The sequence below is a fragment of the Clostridium sp. D46t1_190503_E9 genome, from assembly GCF_015555225.1.
Lineage (GTDB): Bacteria > Bacillota > Clostridia > Clostridiales > Clostridiaceae > Clostridium.
Window position 1 is genome coordinate 142547 of sequence record NZ_JADNKB010000003.1, and the last position, 22678, is coordinate 165224.

Below are 22678 nucleotides of genomic sequence, written 5' to 3' on the forward strand. Positions count from 1 at the left end.
TTGAAATCTTAAGGAGGAATTTATGAATAAAATATATGATTTAATTATAATCGGTGGCGGTCCTGCTGGTTTATCTGCTGGTCTATATGCTGGTAGAGCAAGACTTAATACTTTAATAATCGAAAAAGAACATACTGGCGGTCAAATTAATAGTACTGCTGAAATTGTAAACTATCCTGGTATTGTAAAAACAACTGGTCCTAATTTAACATCAGATATGAGAATCCAAGCCGAAAATTTTGGTGTTAAATTTCAATCAGCTGATGTAATTGATGTTGATTTTACTGGAGATGTAAAAATTATCAAAACAAATAATGGTGAAATTCAAGGTAGATCTATAATTATAGCTACAGGTGCTACACCAAGAAAATTAGGCTTCCCTGGAGAAATTGAATATGGTGGTAGAGGTGTTGCTTATTGTGCTACTTGCGATGGAGAATTCTTTAAAGGTTTAGAAGTACTTGTAATCGGTGCAGGTTATGCAGCTGCTGAAGAAGCTATTTATTTAACTAGATTTGCTAAAAAAGTAATTATAATTGCAAGAGAACCTGAGTTTACTTGCGCTAAATCTATCGGTGATAAAGTAAAAGCTAATAAAAATATAGAAATAAGATTCAATACTGAAGTTGTAGAAGCTGTTGGTGATGATGTTCTAAGATCTGTAAAGCTTATTAATAATGTTACTAATGAAAAATCAGAATACTTCCCTCCTAAAGAAGATGGAACATTTGGTATCTTTGTATTTGTTGGTTATGAGCCACAAACTAAAGTATTTAAAGATAAGATAGAAATGGATAAATACGGATATATCTTAACAAATGAAAATATGCAAACTAATATAAAAGGTGTTTATGCTGCAGGCGACTTAAGGCCTAAACTATTAAGACAGGTTGTAACAGCTGTAGCTGATGGTGCTATTGCAGCAACAGATGCTGAAAGATATGTTGCTTCTGAAAAAGAAAGACTTGGTATAGTTGATGAAAATATTATTGAAGAAAAAGTTGAAATAAAAAAAGAAGTACCTACTACCAATAATAAAACTTTATCTGGAAGAAGTAATTTATTAAACGATAATCTAAGAAACCAATTAAAGGGTATATTATCTAAGATAGAAAATAACATTTCACTAGTATCAATAGTTGATGAAAGTAATAAAAAATCAATTGAATTAAGAGATTTAATTTTAGATATATCTGATTTAAATGATAAAATTTCTGCTATCATCTATAAAAAAGGTGAAAACCTTGAAATGGAATCTAAAATTCATGCAGATAAATATCCTGTAGTTGCTTTATTAGATAAAGATAGTAACTACAGTGGAGTTAAATTCCATGGTGTACCTGGAGGACACGAATTAAATTCATTTATACTAGCTATTTACAATCTAGCTGGTCCAGGTCAAGCACTAACTGACGATTTATTAAATGAAATTAAATCACTGTCACCAGATAAGAAAACTAATATTAAAGTTGCAGTATCTCTTTCCTGCCACGTTTGCCCTGAAGTTGTAACTGCAGCTCAAAGAATAGCTATAGAAAATCCTAATATAGAAACAGAAATGTTAGATTTATCAAACTTCAAAGATATTAAAGATAAACATAAAATAATGAGCGTTCCAGCACTAATAATAAATGATTCTAAAGTTTATTTTGGTGGTAAAAAGCTTGAAGATATAGTTGAATTGCTTAAATAATAAATATTGTTTTAAAGGTATTACAGAAGATAATAATTATCTATGTAGTACCTATTTTTTATTATCATTTCTATATATATTAATTATTTAGAATCATTTCTGTATCCATTAATCATTTATAACCATTTCTATATCCCTTAACTATTATAATCTATATCTACACTTTCACTGTTTATTTTTTACTAAGTAATTAAAATAAAAAAAGCCCTATTAAACATATTATTTTCAGTTTAATAGAGCTAAAACTTATATCATATTTTACTTTTATTTAATTATTTAGCATCAAGTGCTACATTATTACGTTCTTTTCTTTTTTCAGTTTCATCAACTACTAGAGCTGCAACAGCAGAACCTGTAACATTAGTTGCTGTTCTCATCATATCTATTATAGCATCTACAGCCATTACCATTGCCATACCTTCTATAGGTAATCCTAAAGTTGATAAAACAACTGTTGTTGACATAGTTGCTGCTCCAGGAACTCCTGCTATACCTATTGAAGATATAACTGTTGTTAATACTATTAAGAAATAATGATACATTGTCATATCAACATTAAATACATTAGCTACAAAAATTGCAACTATTGCTGGATATAATCCACCACATGCATTCATTCCTATAGTTGATCCAAGTGGAGCTACAAAGCTTGCTATATTTTCAGAAACCTTAGCATTTTCTACTAAACTCTTAATTGTTACAGGCAATGTTCCATAACTACTTTGACTTGTGAAAGCAACAACTTGAGCTGGGAAAATATCCTTAAAGAACTTTAATGGATTTTTTCTTGCAACAAAAGTTATTAAAGGAGTATGAACTAATAACATTTGTAATATACAAGCAATATAAACTGCTAAAACGACACCAATTAATGATTTTATAGTATCCATCCCATTGCTTGCTGCAGCTGTTGCTATTAATGCAAAAACTCCATATGGTATGAATTTTAATACTATTCTTGTTATACTTAATACTAATTCATAAGTTGATAAAATGAAATCTTTAAATGGTTTAACCTTCTCAGGATTCTTATTATCTTCAATAACTAAAGCTATTGCTATGAAAAGTGAAAAAATAACTATTGGAATTATTTGATTATTAACTACTGATGCTACTGGGTTTGATGGTAAAAAGTCTAATAATACCTTTGAAAATGATGGTATTTCTCTTGCTTTAAATCCTTCAGCTCCTACAAAGCTTAATCCTTGTCCTAATTTAAAGCTCTTTCCCATAACTATTCCTATTATTGATGCTATACCTGTTGTTCCAAGTAATATACCTAATGTTTTAAGGCCAATTGATTTTAGAGTATCTAAATTTTTAAGCCTAATTATACTTGTTATTATTGATACCATAACTAAAGGAACTACTATCATTTTAATTAATGATATATATCCCTTACCTACTACTTCAAGGAACATAATATCTCCCTTGAAAATTGCACCTAGGATTAACCCTATTGCTAATGCAGTTAATGTTGAATAAGAAAACTTTCCTGTTTTTGATTTTACTAAATAAATTATATAAATTGCTGCTATTGATAATATAATAGCTAATATTAAATTAAAGTTCATTTTTTATCCTCCTAATATTTATTTTAGATAATTTAATTCTTAGTTAAACATTTATTTGCTGGCCTGCAAATTCCTTAAGATAATTCTTTAAATATTGTATTTTAAGATTTCTATCTAATAAGTTAACTTTAAATTAATTATATAAGTATTTATATATTATAATTAATTTATACTGTAGTTAATAAGCATATTATTTGAATATATTATATAAATAAAAAAAACCTACTACCACTGTTTATACAGAGGCAGAAGGTAAACTTCCACGGTTCCACTCTGATTAGATATAATTAAATATCCATCTTTTCTAGGTACTATATATAATACCTTATCTCTGTAATGGGAGAACCCATAAGTCCCTACTTATAACGTTCGGATCTTAAACTCCAAGGTGCACTTCATTAATAAAACTATAGGTTATCTCAGCTACTAACCCTCTCTGTTATAATTGTTATTAATTACTTTTCCTCTTCATAGCCTTTAATTCATATCGGATTACTATGATTTAATTATAGCATTATTTACTCTATTGTCAATATACAAATTACATATTTAATTCGTATATTTATAAGGTATTTTTAGCTAAAATAAAAGAGTAAGGATTTTCCTCACTCTTAGTAATTTAATTTTCATTTTCTATATACAAATCCACATTGTCTTTAGTTACCTTTGTATGAGGCACTTTTATATATTTATTATTTTCAAGCTCATCAATTCCTTCTACATTATTACCTTTAGCTAATGCTATTGCAAGATCAAATATTGCTTTTGCTTGAGCTTTAGAATCACTTATAACAGTACCAAGCATTTCACCTTCCTTAACTGATTCCATTGCTTCTTTTATACCATCTATCCCAACAACTAGAGGCTTTTTAGTAAATATATCGTTAGAATTAATTGCATGTATAGCCCCAAGCGCCATTACATCATTATTACTAAATACAACTTCAATTTTATCTCCGAACTCTTTGATCCATTGACTCATTTTACTTATAGCCTGATCACTTTGCCAATTTGCACTATCATCTGCTAATTTTTCTAGTTGAACACCTTTTTCAGTAATAGATTTTATACAGTATTCTGTCCTTATTGAAGAATCTTGATGCCCTGGTTCACCTTCAAGCATTACATACTGAATCTTATTGTCTTTATTCTTATCTACTATATCTTTTTTTGAAAGCCATTCATCAAGTAGTATCTCCGCTTGTAACCTTGCAGATTGTTCTGCTTGTGCTCCAACATAATATAGTTTATCCCATCTATTCATATCTTCTTCTACTGGCTCTCTATTAAAAAATATTAATGGAATATTTGCTGATTTTGCTTTATCAATTATAGTTGATGCTGCTGTTCTATCCACTAAATTCACACATATAACATCATACTCTTGATTTATAAACTTATCCACTTGATTCCCCTGATTTATTGTGCTTCCTTTTGCATCAACAAAATCAATCATTACTTTAGATTTATCAACACTTTCATTTTCTTTGACTATCTCCTCTAAATTTTTACTGATTGTAGATATGAAAGTATCATCTTGCTTATAAAGTGTTACCCCTATTTTAATTTCTTTTTTAAATTTAATATTGCTTTCTTTATTACAGCCTACAATAAGAGTAGATATTAGCATTAAGCTAAAAATATTAATTATTCTTTTACCCTTCTTCACCCTAACCTCCTATAAAGCATTAAATTTATCATCTTACAAAGGGAAATAACATCCTTTGATTTTCTTTAGAATACATATTCCTATTATTAATTATAGTTGATGTTATTACGCTATCATCAATTGCCTTTTCTTCAATTTGTGAAACAGATGCCTTAACGCTTAAATATCCAACATTGAATTCATTTTGCATAGCTATTGAATTTATTATATTTTCTTCAATTAATGATATTATTAAACTTGTACTGCCTGTCCCATATAATTCAACGCTAGATTTTAAATCACTATTACTTACATACTTCTTAGCTTTTCCTACACTCTCTAAAATACTTGGCTCAAATGTAACTATTACATCCGTTTCATTATTCTCTATAATTTCTCTAACTTTATTATAAAGCTGTACCTCATCTTTTGGTAACTCTAAAAGTTCATAAGTATTTTTACTTTTATTTATTTCATCTACAAAACCTAAATATCTTTCATTTATACTACTACAGCTTAAATCACTTTTTATAATAGAAACTCTACTTCTTGTATTTCCATTTCTCACTACTTCTTCTGCAAGGCTTTGCCCTAACTTATAATTATCACAAGACACATATGGTATATTTTGCTTAGTTTCTATATTAGATTCAAATAAAACTACTGGTATCTTTTTTCTAATGTTTTCTATAGTATTTGCCATAGCCTTATAATCTGTCGGGGATATAAGTATAGCATCTGTCCCATTGCTTAACTCTCTTTCTATTAATTCAGTTTGCTCATCAATACTATTTTCCTCTAAAAGTGTTAAAAACCTTATATTTACGTTCATCTCAGAAGCAGCTTGCTCCATCCCCTCTTTTATTATCCTCCACCCTTCACTATTTTTCCCTCTAATTATTACTGAAAAATTATAAACTTTAACATCCTTTTTTTTACCTTCATTTAATAATACTAAAAAAGAAGAAATAAGCATTGTAAATAAAATTATGAAAATTAATTTCTTTCTTATCTTCACTTTTTCTCCTCCTTAATACTATAAAAATCTATAGATGGCATATGAATTCTTATTGTTGTACCTTCATCTGGCTCACTATATATCTCCAATCCATATTTATCTCCAAAGTATAATTTTATTCTTTCATGTACATTTCTAAGTCCTATTCCTGACCCCTTCTTTTGAACACCATTTTCATTAGTTAGCAATTTATCTGCAATCTCTTGAGGCATCCCAAGTCCATTATCAATAATATCTATATATAAATCATTATTTTTCAAATATGCTTTTACAAGAATATCTCCGTCACCACTCATATACTCCATACCATGGTAAATAGCATTTTCAATCAGTGGTTGAATTATTAGTTTAATACTTGTAAGATTTAAAACCTCTTCCTCTGCTTTAATATCATAAGTAAACTTATTTTTATAACGTATATTTTGTATTGTTAAGTAATTTCTAGCATGTTCTAATTCATCCTTAACAGTTATTACATTTTTACCTTTACTTAAACTTATTCTAAAAAATCTTGCTAGTGCTGTAACCATTACTATAGCACCATCATAATTTTCATTTTCTATCATCCATATAATAGAATCTAAAGTATTATATAAAAAATGTGGATTTATTTGAGCTTGCAATGCATTTAATTCACTTTTCCGTTTTGCCTCTTGCTCACTCATTATATTTTCCATTAGCATATTCATTTGTTTTACCATGGACCTAATTGCTTTTCCTAAATGTTGAATTTCATAAGAACCACTTTCTGATATATTTAAATTAACTACTCCATGTTCAAATTCATTAACTGACTTTTCTAATTCCTTTATAGGATTTGCTATTCTTGATGATACAAACATATTTATTGAGATTAATGTAAATATTCCAAAAAACATTATAAATACAGCAAATATTCTAATTTCAGAGTAGTCAGCTGTAATATCTGTCATTGGTGATATAGCAACTATTTTCCATCCAGTATATCCAACTGTTTTCACTGTCACTAACCTTTTATTTCCTTCAAACTTTTCAATATGATTTCCATCTTCATATTTAGATGCTTCATAATTATTTTCTTTTACTAAATTAGAATATATTAATTGTTGCCTTGGATGATATATTATTTCTCCATCTCTGTCTATAAGATAAACATACCCATTTCTACCCATATCAACATTTTTACATATTTGCTCTATACCACTAAAATTCATATCAACTAGAAGAACTCCGCCATTAATCCTACCACTTTCAGTAATCTCAACTGCCCTACTCAAAGATACTACCCAAGTGTATTTATAATTAGGATCGTAAAATAAATTTTGCACATGAGGAGTAGAAAAGTGTAAGTTTTCCCTTTTACTTATAGCACTTTGAAACCATTCACTTTCTCTAGGATCAATATTGTTTTTTAATTGTTGTAATGGATATGAAGCTATTACCTCACCATAATCTGAAAAAAGGCTAATACTTATTAAGTAATCTTTATTAGCTTCATAAATTAAATCCATTTCTTTATCTATACTTTCATTTGATAAATCTGTTTTCTTTATAGCTCTATAATATATTGTATCTGATATCTTCATCATTTTTCTTAAGTAAGTATCTAAATTTAAATTAACTTGCTCTAATATGGATTTATTATTCTTTAAAACCATTTCTTCTGTTGAATTAGTAAATCTTAAGTAAAGAGCTCCACCTACTACTATCATTCCAATAACAGCTACTATTGTAAAAGATATAGATATTATATATTGGATACTAGCTTTTTTATAATAACCTATTATTTTACTCTTAATAGAATTTAGCATATTAAATCACTCAGTTCTTTCTATATCTTGATGGTGCTATTCCAAATTTCTTTTTAAATACATAACTAAAATAATTTGCTTCTTGATACCCAACTTTTGTAGCAATCACATATGTTTTATCATCAGTAGTATTTAATAGTTTTACAGCTTCCTCCAATCGTACTGAAGTTAGGTAATTTACAAAACTCATATCTGTTTCTTTCTTAAATATAGTAGAAAAATAAGTTGGACTCACATGTAATTTTGAGCACAATTTTTCAACTGATATTTCAAAATCATTATAATTTTCCTTTATATAGCTTTTAGCTTTTTCCACTAAAAGCATTGAAGAATTAACACGTTCTTTTTTTATAAGCTTGTTTAACTTAATAGCCTTACTTATAAACCATTCTTTTATTTCTTGTATTGAATCTAAATGGTCTAACCCCATATAACAATTGAAATTTTCACCAAAAACATTATTAATTTCTATATTGTATGTTTGAGTTAATTTAAGCATGGATGTTAGTATCTCCATTATATAAATTCTATACTTTTCTAATGGTATACAAGATTCTTCGACTACTTTAAATATATTATTTACAACTTCTTGTATTTCACTTTCTGTTAATAATTTAATAGCATTTAAAAATTTAACTTCATCTTGCTCATCAAATTGTAATTGAATTGAATTGTCTGGCTCAACATCATCAATATATATAGTTTTTCCATTACCCACTATTGGCCTATAATTTAATGCACTTTGAGCTGTGCTATATGAAAATCTTATTTTTGATATATCATCACATATCCTACCTACACCTACAGATATAGTACTTCCAAATATACATTCATAAACTTTACAAACTTCATTTAATACCTTTATAAAGCCCATTATGTTATCCTTTTCATAGAAGCTGTTCAAAACCACAACCTTATCTAAATATGGAAAGCTAATAAACTTGCAATAATTCTCCATTGTTTCATCAACTATGCTTTTTATTGATATAGATAATAAACCAATATCATTTTGTAATTCTAAATCTTCCTCATTAGAGCTTATATTTCCATCAACACCTATTATTGCAACTGACAAGTATTTTTCTATAAAATCTAGTCCTAATTTCTTCTCATCTTCTATCCACTTTTCTCTAGTTATCCTGCCTTCTAAAGCTCCAATAAGAAACTGTTCTCTTATTACTGGAATACTTTCTATATAATGATTCTTTAATGTTTCCACATTTCTTTTTGCATCATATTCTGTATCTAATTTTTCTTTTAATCTCTTTAGAACTTCTATAAGTTCAACTGAATTAATAGGCTTTAAAACATACTCAACTACATTTATTTTTATAGCCTTATGTGCATATTCAAGATCATCAGAGCCTGAAAATATTATTATTTTTGTAGAAGGCATTATATCCATAACTTTTCTACCTAACTCTAATCCATCCATAAATGGCATTTTTATATCTGTCATTATTACATCTGGATGTAACTTTTCTGCCATTTCCAAGGCTTCTTGTCCATTTTCAGCATCACCTACAACAATAAATCCTTGTTCTTCCCAATTGATTTTTTTTATAACGCCAAGTCTTATCTCCTCTTCATCATCTACAATCATTAGTTTATATAACCCCATAAATAGTCCTCCTATATAAAAAAATATAGATTTCTAAAAGAATAAATTTGATTAAAAGTATATCTTTAACAACATATTTTTTATATGTATAATTTTTTAACCTCATTATATTTATTTAATCATTACTCTATCTAACATCAAATAAGTAAGATTAATATAACACTCTATACAAATAATTAAATATTTATATGGTTTAATATTTTTATTCCATTATAAAGAAATAAAAAACAAATTTATAAAACAAATAATTTTTAATCTATATCAAATTTTCTAAATCTTAAAATTAATTATAACATATTTTTGTAATTTTTTTCATGTAAATATTATCAAACAGCAAAAATAGGATGAGATATTATAATTCTCATCCTATTTCTATGAATAATATTATATTTTATACTAATATTCCTATTATCAATGACAATGCTAATAATACAAACAATACTGCAATAACTCTATCCATTGTTTTAACTGATACATCTAAATTACCGTATAATGTATCCCTTACAGTTTTTTTAGGAACTTCCTCTACTTTTTCTTTTACAGTTTCATTTTCCATTTAACATCATTTCCCTTTTCGAATTATTTTTTAGCTATATATTTTCTTACGTCTAGTGAAACAGCTACTATTATTATTAAACCTCTTATTATATATTGCCAGTAAGCATTTACTCCAATGAAGTTTAATCCATAGTTTATAACTTGTAGTAATACTGTACCTATAAGAACTCCTGGAATTGTACCAATACCACCTGTAAATGACACTCCCCCAACAACACAAGCTGAAATTGCATCTAATTCATAGTTGAATCCAGTACTTGTTGTTGTAGATCCTGCTCTAGCTGCTTCTAAGAATCCAGCTAGTCCATAAAGTACACCTGATATTATAAATATAATCATTATATTCTTAACTAAGTTAACACCTGAAACTGCTGCTGCTTCTGGATTTCCCCCAATAGCAAACATATTCTTACCAAGCTTTGTTTTATTCCATACAAACCACATAATAGCTGCAACTATTGCAAGATAGAATACTAAATATGGAATTTCTACACTACCTAACTTTAAGTAACCATTAACGAATCTTGTATATCTTTCATCTAAGTTAGCAACTGGTTGAGCTCCTAGTGGAGGTCTATCAATATATAAGCATGATGCTCCATAAGCTATAAGCTGAGTACCTAAAGTAATAATAAATGCATGAACCTTCAGTTTTGCAACCCCAAATCCATTTATTGCACCAAATATACCACCTATAACTATTGCTAAAAGCATTGGTAATATTAGTGGTAACGCTGGTAGATCTGGATACATTCTAGCAGCATATGTTGTTGATTGTAATAATGATGCTGATATTATAGCTGTAAAGCCTAATATACGGCCTGCTGAAAGGTCTGTACCTTGAAGTACTATAAGCCCTGCTACCCCTAATGCAAGAATACCACGTGTTGATGCTTGACTTAAAATATTAGTAAAATTCTTCAATGAAAGGAACCCTGGTTCCTTTATAACAAAGAACACTATCATTATAAACAATACTATATATAGTGCATAATTTAGTAGGAAATTTTGTAAAGACTCTTTATTAAATTTAACTTTGTTCATAAGTTACACCTCTATCCTAAATATATTTAGCAGCCATAGCCATAATATCTTCTTGTGACAATTTATCTGCGTCACCTATCCCTGCCACTCTTCCATTTGACATTACAAGTATTCTATCGCATATTCCTAATAACTCTGGCATTTCTGAGGATACAACTATAACCCCTTTGCCTTTATTAGCTAAATCTATAATAAGTTGATAAATTTCATATTTAGCTCCAACATCTATTCCTCTTGTTGGCTCATCCAATAGTAGTATTTCTGGATTAGTTAAAAGCCATCTTCCTATAATTACTTTTTGTTGGTTACCTCCTGAAAGAGTTCTAATAGCCGTCTTTTGACTTGGAGTTTTTACCTTCATACTATCTATTGTCCATTTAGTATCTTCAGTCATCTTTTTATTATCTAACACACCAAATTTACTATATCCATCTATATTAGCAATCATTGTATTAAATTTTATATCAAGTTGTCCAAATATTCCTGTCGACCTACGTTCTTCTGTTAATAATGCAAATCCATTTTTTATTGCTCTTCTTGAATCTGTATTTTCAACTTTCTTGCCATGTAATATTACTTCGCCTTCATTATGACGAGCTATTCCAAATATAGTTTCTAATAATTCCGTTCTTTTTGATCCAACAAGTCCAGCAACCCCTAAAATTTCTCCTTTTTTAAGTTCAAAGGATACATCCTTTATAGATGGTTGATATGTACCAGTTAGATTTTTAACTTCTAATATTATCTCTCCTGGCTTATTTGTCTTTGGTGGGAATCTATTAGTCAAATCACGACCAACCATTAACTTAATTATTTTATCAGTTGTAAGATCTTTTGCAGGAATTGTATCTATCCATTTACCATCACGCATTATTGTAACGTCATCAGAAATTTCAAGAATTTCTTCCATCTTATGAGAAATATATATAATACCGCAGCCTTTAGCCTTTAATTTATTAATTATTCTAAATAAATGTTTAACTTCTTCTGTAGTCAATGATGATGTTGGTTCATCTAAAACAAGTATTTTTGCATTATATGAAACTGCTTTTGCAATTTCAACCATTTGTCTTTGAGAAACAGATAATTTTGCCATTTTAACTTTTGGATTAACATCTATTTCAAGTTCATCTAATATTTTTTTAGTTTCTTCATACATTATCTTTTCACTTACAACTCCAGCATTACCTGGATATCTTCCAAGCCATATATTATCCATAACATTTCTTTGTAAAACTTGGTTTAATTCTTGGTGAACCATAGCAACTCCATTATCCATTGCTTGCTTTGGATTAGAAAATTTACTTTTTGCACCATCTATTAATATTTCTCCGCCATCTTCAATATAAACACCGAACAAACATTTCATTAAAGTAGATTTACCTGCTCCATTTTCACCCATCAAAGCATGTACAGTTCCTGGTCTTACTTTTAATTGGACATTATCTAGCGCCTTAACTCCTGGAAACTCTTTGCATATATCTGTCATTTCAAGAACATATTTTGTATCTGCCATAACTTACTTCACCACTTTTCTATTATTTATTAAACTGCATAGTGAAAATTACACTATGCAGTTTAAATGAAATTTATTTCTTTACATATTATTTAACGTATGGTTGATATGGAATACGTACAGCAATACCTGTATCATCAAACTCATATTTAGTACCTTCTATAGCGTTCTTTCCAGCTGCTAAATTCATTCCTGTTTCATATAAAGCTTTAGCCATTCCTTCTGAATCTTGAAGAACTGATCCTAACATAAATCCTTTTCCAATTAAGTCTTGTGCTGCTGCTGTAGCATCAACACCTACAACTGGGATAGTTTTTGCAGCATCACCATTGTTATAACCTTGAGCTTGTAATGCAGCTATAGCACCTTGAGCCATACCATCATTATTAGCAATTACAGCTTCAATCTTATCACCAAATTTTGAGAACCATGCTTCAGTAGCATTTTGTGCTAATGCTTGGTCCCAGTTACAAACTTGAAGTGCTAATTCTTCTGTCTTAACTCCTTTATCATTTAAAGTTGAAACAGAATATTGAGTTCTTGCAACTGCTTCTGGATTATCAGGTTCACCTTTTAGCATTACATATTGTAATATTCCATCTCCATTTTTATCTATAGCAGCTTTATCTTTTTCCCATGCCTCTGAAAGGATATCTCCTTGCATAATTCCAGCTTCTTTTGCATTTGTTCCAACAAATATAGCCTTATCATATGATTTTATTGCATCTGCTGATGATGGCTCTCTATTAAATAGTACTACAGGTTTTTCAGCAGCTTTAATCTTATCGATTACTGTTGGTGCAGCTCCTGTATCTACTAAGTTAACTAATAAAACATCTACATCTTTTTGAAGTAATGTATCTATACTGTCATTTTGAGTAGCTTGGTCACCTTTTCCATCATAGAAAGTGAACTCAACTTTATCTGGATTTTCAGATTGTATTTTTTCTAAGTTTTGACGAACTGTAGAAATATAAGTATCATCAAATTTGTATAAGCATACTCCAACCTTAACCTTGTCTCCTTTTGAAGTATCTCCACCATTAGAGCTTCCACCATTTCCGCTACATCCAACTAATGAAGCTGTAACCATAACAGTAGCCATTGCCATTGTAAGTAATTTTTTTACTTTTTTCATATTAACCCTCCACCTTTTATAAAATCGTTAACACTCAATTGATTTCGTTTACATTAATCATTATAAATTTATCTTGTAATAACTTCCATACGAAAAACTTAACACTTCTATCGAAATTCTTAGATAATAATTTTTTTATATATTTTAATAATTTGAAAGAACTATCCTTTTATGATAAAATTTAAAATTGCAATTAAATATATGAGGTGATTAAAGTGGATAAAGAGTATCTATCGAAATTTATTAAGGATTCTTGGAAAGCATTCCGTCCTTTTTCGTTAACATTAGCAATTGGATCTACTACTCTTGGGATTATTGCTGCTGATAAAATGGGATATATTAATTGGTCTAGTACTAATGATATTTTTTTAGTTATCCTAATAACAGTAGCTGGACTTCTAGCTCAATCAGGAGCTAACCTAGTAAATGATTATTTTGAAGGAAGCTTTAGATATTATAGGCCAAGCGGTAGAAAGGTTAATTTTTTAGGCGTAACTAGAACTTATTTTGATATTTATGTTTTTCTTTGGGCAATGTGTTGTTTTGCATTAGCTTCACTAATTGGATTATATCTTATATACATAACTGATTTTAAAATGTTTATTATAGGTTTGATAGGAATATTTGGTGCTTACGCTTATACAGGAGAACCCTTTGTATTTAAAAGAAAAGGACTCGGAGTTCCAATTTCTTTTATAACCATGGGTCCACTAATGGTATTAGGTGCATCTTATCCTTTTACTAAATCTATAAGCATATACCCAATATTACTTTCATTACCAGCTTCATTTCTTATTCCAGCGCTAATGATAAGTAATGAAATGAGAGATTTTAAAAGAGATGCTAATTTAAGTCTTGGAACATTAAGTGTTAGAATTGGTAGTAAATATAGTACATATATTTATAGATTTTTAGTTTTTGGTTCATATTTTTTAACTTTAATATATGTTATATCAGGATTTTATCCTATTACTTCTTTATTAGTATTTTTAACATTTCCAATAGCACTAAAGGCTCATAGATCAGTTTGTAAATTTGAAAAGCTTGGAATTCCTTATACAAATAATTTACATTGGACATTTACTCTTATTTTAATATTAGCATTATTTTTATGATAACTCTTATTAATCCAGATTATACAGTAAATCTTTAATAATACATCTTCTTTCTACATATAATAATTTATATATAGAAAGGAGATGTATTTTTATATGAAAAAAGGAACCAAGGTATTAATAGCTGTACTTGTTGTTATTGTAATATTAGTTTTTCCTATAATATCTAGCTACAATAATTTAGTATCTCTAGAGCAGCTTGTTAATACATCAGAATCTAATATAGATACTCAATTACAAAGGAGATCTGATTTAATACCTAATTTAGTTAATACAGTTAAAGGATATGCTTCTCAAGAAAAGGATATATTTACTGATATAGCTAATGCTAGAAGTAAGCTTTCAGGTGCAACAAACATATCAGAACAAGCAAATGCAGATAGTCAATTATCAAATGCTCTTTCTAGATTATTAGTTGTTGTTGAAAGATACCCTGATTTAAAATCTAACCAAAACTTTCAGGACTTAAGTATTCAATTAGAAGGAACTGAAAATAGAATAGCTGTTGCAAGGCAAGATTATAACACAGCTGTAACTAATTATAATACTAAAAGGAGAAGATTCCCTACTAATATAATTGCTTCAATGTTTGGCTTTCAAGAGAAACAACTTTATAAAGCAAGTGATGGTGCTAATGAAGTACCTTCAGTTGATTTCTCTAGATAAATATGAATTTTAGTAATATATTAAAAAAACTTTTAGTATCTTCTCTTTTATTAATACTGAGTTTTTCATTAACAGTTTCAGCAGCTACTAATTATCCTTCTCCCACAAATTATAAATATGTAAATGATTATGTAGGAATACTGAAATCAGATGAAATAGAAACTATTATATCATTGGGTAAAGAACTAGAGGATAAAACTGGAGCTCAATCTATTGTTGTAATAGTAGATACTACAGATAATATTCCAATTGAAAATTATGCTATAAATTTATTTCGTTCTTGGGGAATTGGACAAAAAAATAAAGATAATGGTTTATTACTTCTTGTTGCAATAAACGATAGAAATTGGCGAGTTGAGGTTGGAAGAGGTTTAGAAGGCGTTATTCCAGATGCCCTAAGTAACAGAGTTATGCAATCTTTAGCTAAGGATGATTTTAAAAATGAAAACTATGGTTCTGGTATAATAAAGAGCTATAGTGCTTTTACTGATTTAATTGCTGAGGAATATGGAGTTACTTTAAGTAAATCTTTAAATATATCTATTCCAAAGGAATCTCAAGAAACATCACGTAACTTTTCAGGAAATATTCTAATAGGAATATTAGTTATTTTCTTCTTCTTAGACTTATTCTTTAACCGTGGAAGAGTTTCTTCTTCATTACTTCAAATAATTTTTTGGAGTAATATAGGAAGACGAGGTCCTCGTGGCGGAGGTGGAGGCTTCGGCGGAGGTGGATCTGGTGGATTTGGAGGTTTCGGTGGAGGATCTTCTAATGGAGGTGGCTCCTCTGGAAGCTGGTAATCTCAAATTTAAGATAATAGAACCTTATATAAAATTAAAAATCATGTATATAGAATATTCAGTTTCTATATACATGATTTTTTAATCTTATTTCATATATTCTTTTGTCTCTGTTTTTAGTCCTTTTTTTCTTAGCCTGCTTTCTATAAATTCCTTAACTATAGAATAGAAAATAGCAAATAAAGGAACTCCTATTATCATACCTACTATACCTAATAACTTTCCTGCAACTAATATAGAAAATAATATCCAAAAAGCTGATATTCCTATTGAATCTCCTAAAATCTTTGGCCCTATTACATTTCCATCTAATTGTTGTATAAAGAATATTATCAGTAGAAACCATAAAGCTTGTATAGGTGATACAAATAATATTATTATAAATGATGGTACTGCACCTATAAATGGTCCAAAGAAAGGTATAATGTTAGTTATACCAACTATAACTGAAACCAGTATTGTATATGGCATTTTAAATATAGTTAATATTAAAAATGTTAATACTCCTATAATTAAAGAGTCTATTATCTTTCCAACTAAAAATCTTCCAAATGTATAGTTACTTCTATCAACTAATTTTATAATCTCATCTGCGTGTACTTGTGGAAGTAATCCGTAAGTTATTTTTTTACTTAGTGCACATAACTTTTCTTTATCTATTAATAAATAAACTGAAATAATTATTCCTAAAATTACATTCCATATACTTGATGCAACACTTGCTACAAAGCTTCCTAATGCTGGAATTAAATTCGTAACAAATTTAATTATATAATTAACTAGGTTATTAAAGTTATCCATTAGAACTTGAGAATATTGTTCTTCTATATTCAATTTCAAAATTGTTTCATTTACAAACTTTGTAGTGTTAGTTATATATGTAGGGATATCATTTACCAATCCAACAATACTATCAATTAACTGAGGTAATAAAAATTTAATGAACATACTAATTATAAAAAAAGCAGTTACATAAGAAAATAGTATAGCTATACCTCTCTTTGATTTTAGCTTTACCTTTTTCACATATTTTGTTTCAAAAATCTTATTTTCATAAAAGTCCAATAAAAAATTCACTATATATGCAATAGCAAATCCAATTATAAATGGCTGCATAATAACTAATATAGAATCTAGCTTATCTGTAAATATAGTTACTTGTGATATGGCTAAATAAAATAATATAACTGAAATTGCAACTATAAATGAATATATTGCTATTGTTGTATATTTACTATTCCAATTTACTTTCATTACATACCTCTCTTTACTATAATATTTTTTTATGTTAACCTTTATAATAATTATAATGTATTTAGTCTTAAAATGGACATTTTTAGTGAAATTTAATTAATTATTCATTATTATAATATTAATCTTATGTAAAATTACACTATATATTACTCACAATCTACGCTATATTTTCTTATTTTCTTTATATCAACTTATATACAATTATAATTACTATTCCAAATATTAAAGAATTAAAGTAGTTTCTAAAAATATATATCTAAAATTACTCAAATTAATCCTGGTATTTCTAATAAAAATGAAATTACAGTTAAATCATTCCATATATCTATTTTAGATATTACTCTCAGATTAAATTGAAATATATTTCAATTATAATATATTTCAATTTAAATTATATTTATTCTCTAAATGTTACACAGTATGTTTTATTTTTCTATTAAAAACTTTTGCTAATAGATATATTAATCCTGTATATATTAATACCAATACCTCTAAATTTATGAAATAATTATATCCTTCTCCTAACCCTTCAAGAATAGTCCCTTTTGCTGCTAAATTTGAATTAAATAATACAAAGAAATAATTAGTATTAAATTTATGATTAAATATCCCGACTGCAAAACCCATTACCTGTAATAATAAGTATAATTTTATTACATTATACTCCTTTAGATAATATCTATGTACTAATAAAAAGTATATTGGAATTACTATTATTGAAATATGGGATATCATAAACTGATAATATTTTAAGTACATGCTAGATAAAGAAGTATCCATAGATATTAGACTCGCTACTCCGCCTATAACTCCATAGCAAATAACAAAATCATATATTTTTTTATTTTTTGTAAATCCCAAAATAATACAAAGTATATTTACAATATAGCAAAGATGTATAGGCAAATTATCTACTTTTACTCCATTTATTAACCATGTTATCAAATAATAAAATATAAATATAATTGATGATAAACATGTTAATGTATATCTTATCATTTTTTCAATCTTATCATTTCTTCTTATCTTATTTCTATAGACTACTAATAACACTATTATTAATATCATTATTATTATTGGAATAAATTGCTCCATATTACTCATTTGATAGTTTTTATTAGGTCTTTGCAATATAAAAAAATTTTTCATTATATCTCCTCCTTCTAACTTATCAATATGACATCAATAATAAAATGATTCTAAAAAAATAAACCAGTATAGTATTTACTATACTGGTCTTATCATATTATTATCGAATTAGATTATTTTTATATTAACAAGATCTCCAACAACCATTGTTATTTCTATTATTATTGTTATTTCCTCGGCTCATACTGTTTAAGAATCTCATCATTTCTCTAATTGCATCTTCACGTCCTCTTCTAAATCCAACTCTAACGCCTCTTTGAAAACCTACCCTGCAACCTTCTCTAAATCCTCTATCAAAGCCTTGCCTAAACCCTTGTCTAAAGCCTTGTCTAAGACCTCTTTCAAAACTAGCCCTAGCTAATTCTTCTGCTCTAGAAACACCGTTTCTGAATCCATCTCTAAATCCTTCTGAATATCCTTCACGTCTCCCTTGCTCTCTCCCCTTGATTAAACCACATCTAAAGCCTCTTCTAAAGCCTCTTTCTTCTCCCACTCTTAATCCTCTTTCAAAGCATCGACGACAATTTATTATTCCGCTATTATTGCCACAGCCACCACGGAATTCTTCATTATTAAATGCATCGAAACGTTCCTCGCCAAGAAATTCATTATTTTCATTATTTTCATTATCGATATCTTCTTCGAAATTCACTAAATCTGCAAAATTATCATTTTCAAAGAATGAATCATTATCTATTAAATTATTATCTATTGAATCCTCTTCTACAAATTGGTTTGATTCTTCATTCTGAATTCTTCTTAATATTTCTTCAAAATTATCATTATTGAATTCATAATTTGTTTCCATCTTTTTTATCTCCTTGTATAATACTCATAATATATAATATATGAATGGTTCCTTCTTTTGGTTAATACTTTTTATAATGTTTGCTGTTTATCTTATTAAGTATAATTAATAACTTAATAAGCTTATTCATTTAATAACGAATAAACTTCTCTAACAAGTTTTTTTACCCTATCAGGAAGTTTTGATATAGCTTTTTCTCTTTTTTTCTCATCTTCTATCTGTGCTATTCTCATAACTTCTTGTTGAACTCCTGGAATGCTATTAAATTCAGTTACTATTCTATTGAACCTTTCGGCAAATCTTGGATCTTGCATTTTTGCTTGGAGTTTCATAATTAAATTATAACTATTCATTCTTTATTGCTCCTAGAATTATTTTACTTCATATTATTCATTGGCATTTTTATTTGTTACCATGATTTTAATTAAAAAAATAAGCCAGAATAGATAGTTCTATTCTGGCTTATTTTTTAATTAAAATTTCAAACTTGAAACTTGCTTAAACATGTTTATTTCCTTTTCGGATTCTACCTCACTTAAGCTTTCATTCCAGTTCTTATCAAATTTTATCTTATATATTTCAATATGTGACTTATCTTTAACTGGTGCCATAGCAACATATTCACTTCCACATATTAATTTTTGTTCTAATATTGCATATTCTATTTTATTTCCATTTTCATCACTAAAAGACATTATTTTTTCACTCATAATATACACTCCTTTACCTTACTAAATTTATTTTGCTTTAATCTAGTAAATTTATTCATATATATTAATAAAAGTATCTTTAAGTTAATTTTAATAAATATTCTTGCATAGATTTTATTAACTTTGCATATTCATCTGATACTTCTATTAAGTTTTTCTTTAAATGCTCATGTATATTATTGTCTTTTATTAAGAAATCTAAAATAGCTTTAAATCCCATTTCTGTACCTTTAATAGCTGTTTGTAGTATTTCCTTATCAGTATCTACGTTCATTTCTTTAATGCTATTAAACACCTCTAAAAGTTTTCCCCAAATACCTTCGTCATAAGTTACTTTTTCATTTAATTCTTCAATTTCTTTTACTATTAAATCCTTATTTTTTTGAACTGTTATCAATACTTTATCTAGAAGTTCTATAACTTTATAATCAGTAGCTCTTTCTTTTAATCTTGCTATCTCATTTTCCCCCATTATAATTCCTTCTAATTCTTTATTTAGTTCTTTAGCTTCTGTATTCATGTTTTCACACTCCTTTATATTAGTGTTTAATTTATAAAGGAGCATTATTCATTTTAAATAAGAATTTATTTAGCTATTTTCATTTAATTTTTCATTTTTCTTTTCTTTATTATTTATAATTAAATGAATTCTATCTATTCTTCTATCATCTAATTTTACTAATCTAAGGGTTATATCATCTGCTACAACTTCACAATTTTTAGTTGTAGTTGGAATTTCTCCAAGCTTTTCAATGAAAAATCCCCCTATAGTGTCGGCAACTTCTGACTCTAATTCTATATCTAAATAATCATTTAAGTCTGATAAAGTCATTAATCCACTAACAACAAAGTTTTTATCATCTATTTTTTCAACATCTAATTTATCATCATACTCGTCTAGGATTTCTCCCATTACTTCTTCTATAATGTCTTCCATTGTTACTATACCTGAAAATCCACCGTACTCATCTATTAAAATAGCTATATAAGCCTTTTTATCTTTTAATTCTTTAAATAAGTCATCTATACTCTTTGTTTCAATAAAGAAACATGGATCTTTTATTAAATCTCTTATTTTTACATTATCTATACCCTTTTCAACGATACTTGCAAATAAATCCTTCATATGCAATATACCTATAATATTATCTATTTCATCTTCATATACAGGTATTCTTGAAAAGTTTTCATCTAAGATAGTTTTAATACAATCTCTAATATCTTCATCCACATCTAATAAAAATGTTTCTGTTCTTGGTGTCATTATCTTTTTAGCTGTAGTATCATCAAATTCGATTATTCCATCTATCATTTCTCTTTCGACTTGATTTATAGCTCCATTTTCTTCACCAATTTCTATAAGACTTCTAATTTCTTCCCTAGATATTTGTTCTTCAATTCCTTCTGTTTTAAATCCAAAAATCTTAAGAATAATATTAGTTGAAAATGATAAAAACCATACAAATGGCTTAGTTATTTTTGATACTAGAATTATCGTTTTTATAGAAAACATAGCTACTTTTTCTGAATTTTGAAGTGCTATTCTCTTAGGTACTAATTCTCCAAGAACTAATGTTAAATATGAAATAGCTAATGTTGTTATAACTAATGCAATACTTTCACTATAAGGAATATTAATATTCTTTAATATGTTTGCAAAACCAACTGAAATTGATGTTGCAGCCGATGCTGATGCAAAGAAACCTGCAAATGTTATTCCAACTTGGATTGTAGATAAGAAGTTATTAGGCTCCTTTAGTATGTTTTTCAATAGTATTGCTTTCTTATTTCCTTCTTCTGCTAATATGTTTATTTTTGTTTTATTTAATGATACTATTGCCATTTCAGCAGATGCAAAAAATGCATTAACTACTACCAATATTAAAATTAAAATAAAACTACTCCCGGGACTTCCTTCCATTTATTCATTCTCCTTAAATTAAAATTATAGTGAATTTATTCTATCATATAAAAGCTTGTACATACAAATGCCTATTTTTAACTCTAAAGATTAAATAGTCTTAATTTTTAAAATTATTATAAAATACTTATATATATTGAGCTATATCTTCTAAAACCTAATGATCTTTATTATATCTATAATAAAAGGTTAGGAAATCAAAAGTTTCCTAACCTTTTATTAGTTTTCTTCACTAATAGCTTCTTTTAAAGTATGCCAAGCAAGAACAGCACACTTTACTCTAGCTGGCATATTTGATATATTTTTTAAAACTATAGCATCTTCTAAAGCTTCAAGTTCATCTTCATCATTTATTTCTCTTTTTATCATTCCAATAAATGTTTCTACAAGTTTTAAGGCTTCTTCTTTATCTTTACCTTTAATAAGATCAATCATCATTGAAGTTGATGCTTGAGATATCGCACAACCTTGACCAGTAAATGCTAAGTCTTCTATAATATCTCCATTCATTTTTAACTCTAATGTTATTTCATCACCACAACTTGGATTATGACCTTTTTCAGATAAATCTGGATTATCTAGCTTTCTTCTGTTATGTCTTGAAGTACTGTGCTCCATTATAAGTTCCGTATATATAGCATTTAAATCCATT

21 protein-coding genes and 1 other annotated feature are annotated in these 22678 nt (G+C 27.7%); of the genes, 4 read left to right on the top strand and 17 right to left on the bottom strand.

Going from position 1 to position 22678, the window contains the following annotated elements:
• Positions 1 to 22 precede the first annotated feature (22 nt).
• Positions 23 to 1693: an FAD-dependent oxidoreductase gene (locus I2E83_RS04415; RefSeq protein WP_195428773.1), complete on the top strand. Its 1671-nt coding sequence runs from the start codon at positions 23 to 25 to the stop codon at positions 1691 to 1693.
• Between the two features lie 272 nt (positions 1694 to 1965).
• Here I2E83_RS04415 and I2E83_RS04420 read toward each other — a convergent pair whose 3' ends face one another.
• From I2E83_RS04420 to I2E83_RS04460, 9 genes are all read right to left on the bottom strand, one after another.
• Complete coding sequence (locus I2E83_RS04420; RefSeq protein WP_195428775.1) at positions 1966 to 3267, bottom strand: dicarboxylate/amino acid:cation symporter; 1302 nt, start codon at positions 3265 to 3267, stop codon at positions 1966 to 1968.
• A gap of 238 nt (positions 3268 to 3505) precedes the next feature.
• Positions 3506 to 3748: a binding site (T-box leader), on the bottom strand.
• A 138-nt stretch (positions 3749 to 3886) separates the two neighbouring features.
• Positions 3887 to 4936, bottom strand: a complete 1050-nt coding sequence (locus tag I2E83_RS04425) for a galactose ABC transporter substrate-binding protein (protein ID WP_195428777.1) — start codon at positions 4934 to 4936, stop codon at positions 3887 to 3889.
• Between the two features lie 28 nt (positions 4937 to 4964).
• On the bottom strand, positions 4965 to 5933 hold the full coding sequence (locus tag I2E83_RS04430; protein WP_195428779.1) for a geranylgeranylglyceryl/heptaprenylglyceryl phosphate synthase: 969 nt from the start codon (positions 5931 to 5933) through the stop codon (positions 4965 to 4967).
• On the bottom strand, positions 5930 to 7723 hold the full coding sequence (locus I2E83_RS04435; RefSeq protein ID WP_195262549.1) for a sensor histidine kinase: 1794 nt from the start codon (positions 7721 to 7723) through the stop codon (positions 5930 to 5932). Before I2E83_RS04435 ends, I2E83_RS04430 begins: the two co-directional genes overlap by 4 nt.
• Positions 7724 to 7733: 10 nt before the next feature.
• The gene (locus I2E83_RS04440; RefSeq protein ID WP_195428781.1) at positions 7734 to 9344 is read right to left on the bottom strand and encodes a response regulator; all 1611 of its coding nucleotides are present in this window, start codon (positions 9342 to 9344) and stop codon (positions 7734 to 7736) included.
• A 391-nt stretch (positions 9345 to 9735) separates the two neighbouring features.
• Positions 9736 to 9900, bottom strand: coding sequence for a hypothetical protein (locus I2E83_RS04445; protein WP_195262551.1), 165 nt, complete (start codon positions 9898 to 9900; stop codon positions 9736 to 9738).
• Between the two features lie 23 nt (positions 9901 to 9923).
• Entirely contained in the window at positions 9924 to 10946 is a 1023-nt protein-coding gene (mglC, locus tag I2E83_RS04450; protein WP_142691162.1) for a galactose/methyl galactoside ABC transporter permease MglC, read from the bottom strand.
• Between the two features lie 16 nt (positions 10947 to 10962).
• A complete protein-coding gene (mglA, locus tag I2E83_RS04455) occupies positions 10963 to 12462 on the bottom strand; it encodes a galactose/methyl galactoside ABC transporter ATP-binding protein MglA (RefSeq protein WP_195428783.1) in 1500 nt (499 codons plus the stop codon).
• Between the two features lie 88 nt (positions 12463 to 12550).
• Positions 12551 to 13600, bottom strand: coding sequence for a galactose ABC transporter substrate-binding protein (locus I2E83_RS04460; protein WP_195428785.1), 1050 nt, complete (start codon positions 13598 to 13600; stop codon positions 12551 to 12553).
• Positions 13601 to 13815: 215 nt separating this feature from the next.
• Between I2E83_RS04460 and I2E83_RS04465 the strand changes: the two genes are divergently transcribed.
• The 3 genes from I2E83_RS04465 (at position 13816) to I2E83_RS04475 (ending at position 16184) form a co-directional block, all read left to right on the top strand.
• Positions 13816 to 14715 carry a prenyltransferase gene (locus I2E83_RS04465; protein WP_195428787.1) on the top strand — a complete coding sequence of 300 codons (900 nt, stop codon included), beginning with the start codon at positions 13816 to 13818 and terminating at the stop codon, positions 14713 to 14715.
• Between the two features lie 96 nt (positions 14716 to 14811).
• Positions 14812 to 15381, top strand: coding sequence for a LemA family protein (locus tag I2E83_RS04470; RefSeq protein ID WP_195262555.1), 570 nt, complete (start codon positions 14812 to 14814; stop codon positions 15379 to 15381).
• Positions 15382 to 15383: 2 nt separating this feature from the next.
• Positions 15384 to 16184 (top strand): TPM domain-containing protein, encoded by an 801-nt coding sequence (locus tag I2E83_RS04475; protein WP_195262556.1) that lies wholly within the window; start codon positions 15384 to 15386, stop codon positions 16182 to 16184.
• A gap of 87 nt (positions 16185 to 16271) precedes the next feature.
• Here I2E83_RS04475 and I2E83_RS04480 read toward each other — a convergent pair whose 3' ends face one another.
• From I2E83_RS04480 to sufU, 8 genes are all read right to left on the bottom strand, one after another.
• Complete coding sequence (locus tag I2E83_RS04480) at positions 16272 to 17438, bottom strand: AI-2E family transporter (RefSeq protein WP_195428788.1); 1167 nt, start codon at positions 17436 to 17438, stop codon at positions 16272 to 16274.
• Positions 17439 to 17849: 411 nt separating this feature from the next.
• A complete protein-coding gene (locus I2E83_RS04485; RefSeq protein WP_195262558.1) occupies positions 17850 to 18587 on the bottom strand; it encodes a TIGR02206 family membrane protein in 738 nt (245 codons plus the stop codon).
• Positions 18588 to 18711: 124 nt separating this feature from the next.
• On the bottom strand, positions 18712 to 19395 hold the full coding sequence (locus tag I2E83_RS04490; RefSeq protein WP_195262559.1) for a Yae1 family protein: 684 nt from the start codon (positions 19393 to 19395) through the stop codon (positions 18712 to 18714).
• A gap of 122 nt (positions 19396 to 19517) precedes the next feature.
• Entirely contained in the window at positions 19518 to 19748 is a 231-nt protein-coding gene (locus I2E83_RS04495) for a hypothetical protein (RefSeq protein WP_195262560.1), read from the bottom strand.
• Between the two features lie 120 nt (positions 19749 to 19868).
• Positions 19869 to 20108 (bottom strand): DUF1292 domain-containing protein, encoded by a 240-nt coding sequence (locus I2E83_RS04500; RefSeq protein ID WP_195262782.1) that lies wholly within the window; start codon positions 20106 to 20108, stop codon positions 19869 to 19871.
• Positions 20109 to 20184: 76 nt separating this feature from the next.
• On the bottom strand, positions 20185 to 20625 hold the full coding sequence (locus tag I2E83_RS04505; protein ID WP_195262561.1) for a hypothetical protein: 441 nt from the start codon (positions 20623 to 20625) through the stop codon (positions 20185 to 20187).
• 69 nt (positions 20626 to 20694) lie between these two features.
• Positions 20695 to 22026 (bottom strand): hemolysin family protein, encoded by a 1332-nt coding sequence (locus I2E83_RS04510; protein ID WP_195262562.1) that lies wholly within the window; start codon positions 22024 to 22026, stop codon positions 20695 to 20697.
• A gap of 219 nt (positions 22027 to 22245) precedes the next feature.
• Positions 22246 to 22677 (bottom strand): Fe-S cluster assembly sulfur transfer protein SufU, encoded by a 432-nt coding sequence (gene sufU, locus I2E83_RS04515; RefSeq protein WP_142691171.1) that lies wholly within the window; start codon positions 22675 to 22677, stop codon positions 22246 to 22248.
• Position 22678: the final 1 nt, after the last annotated feature.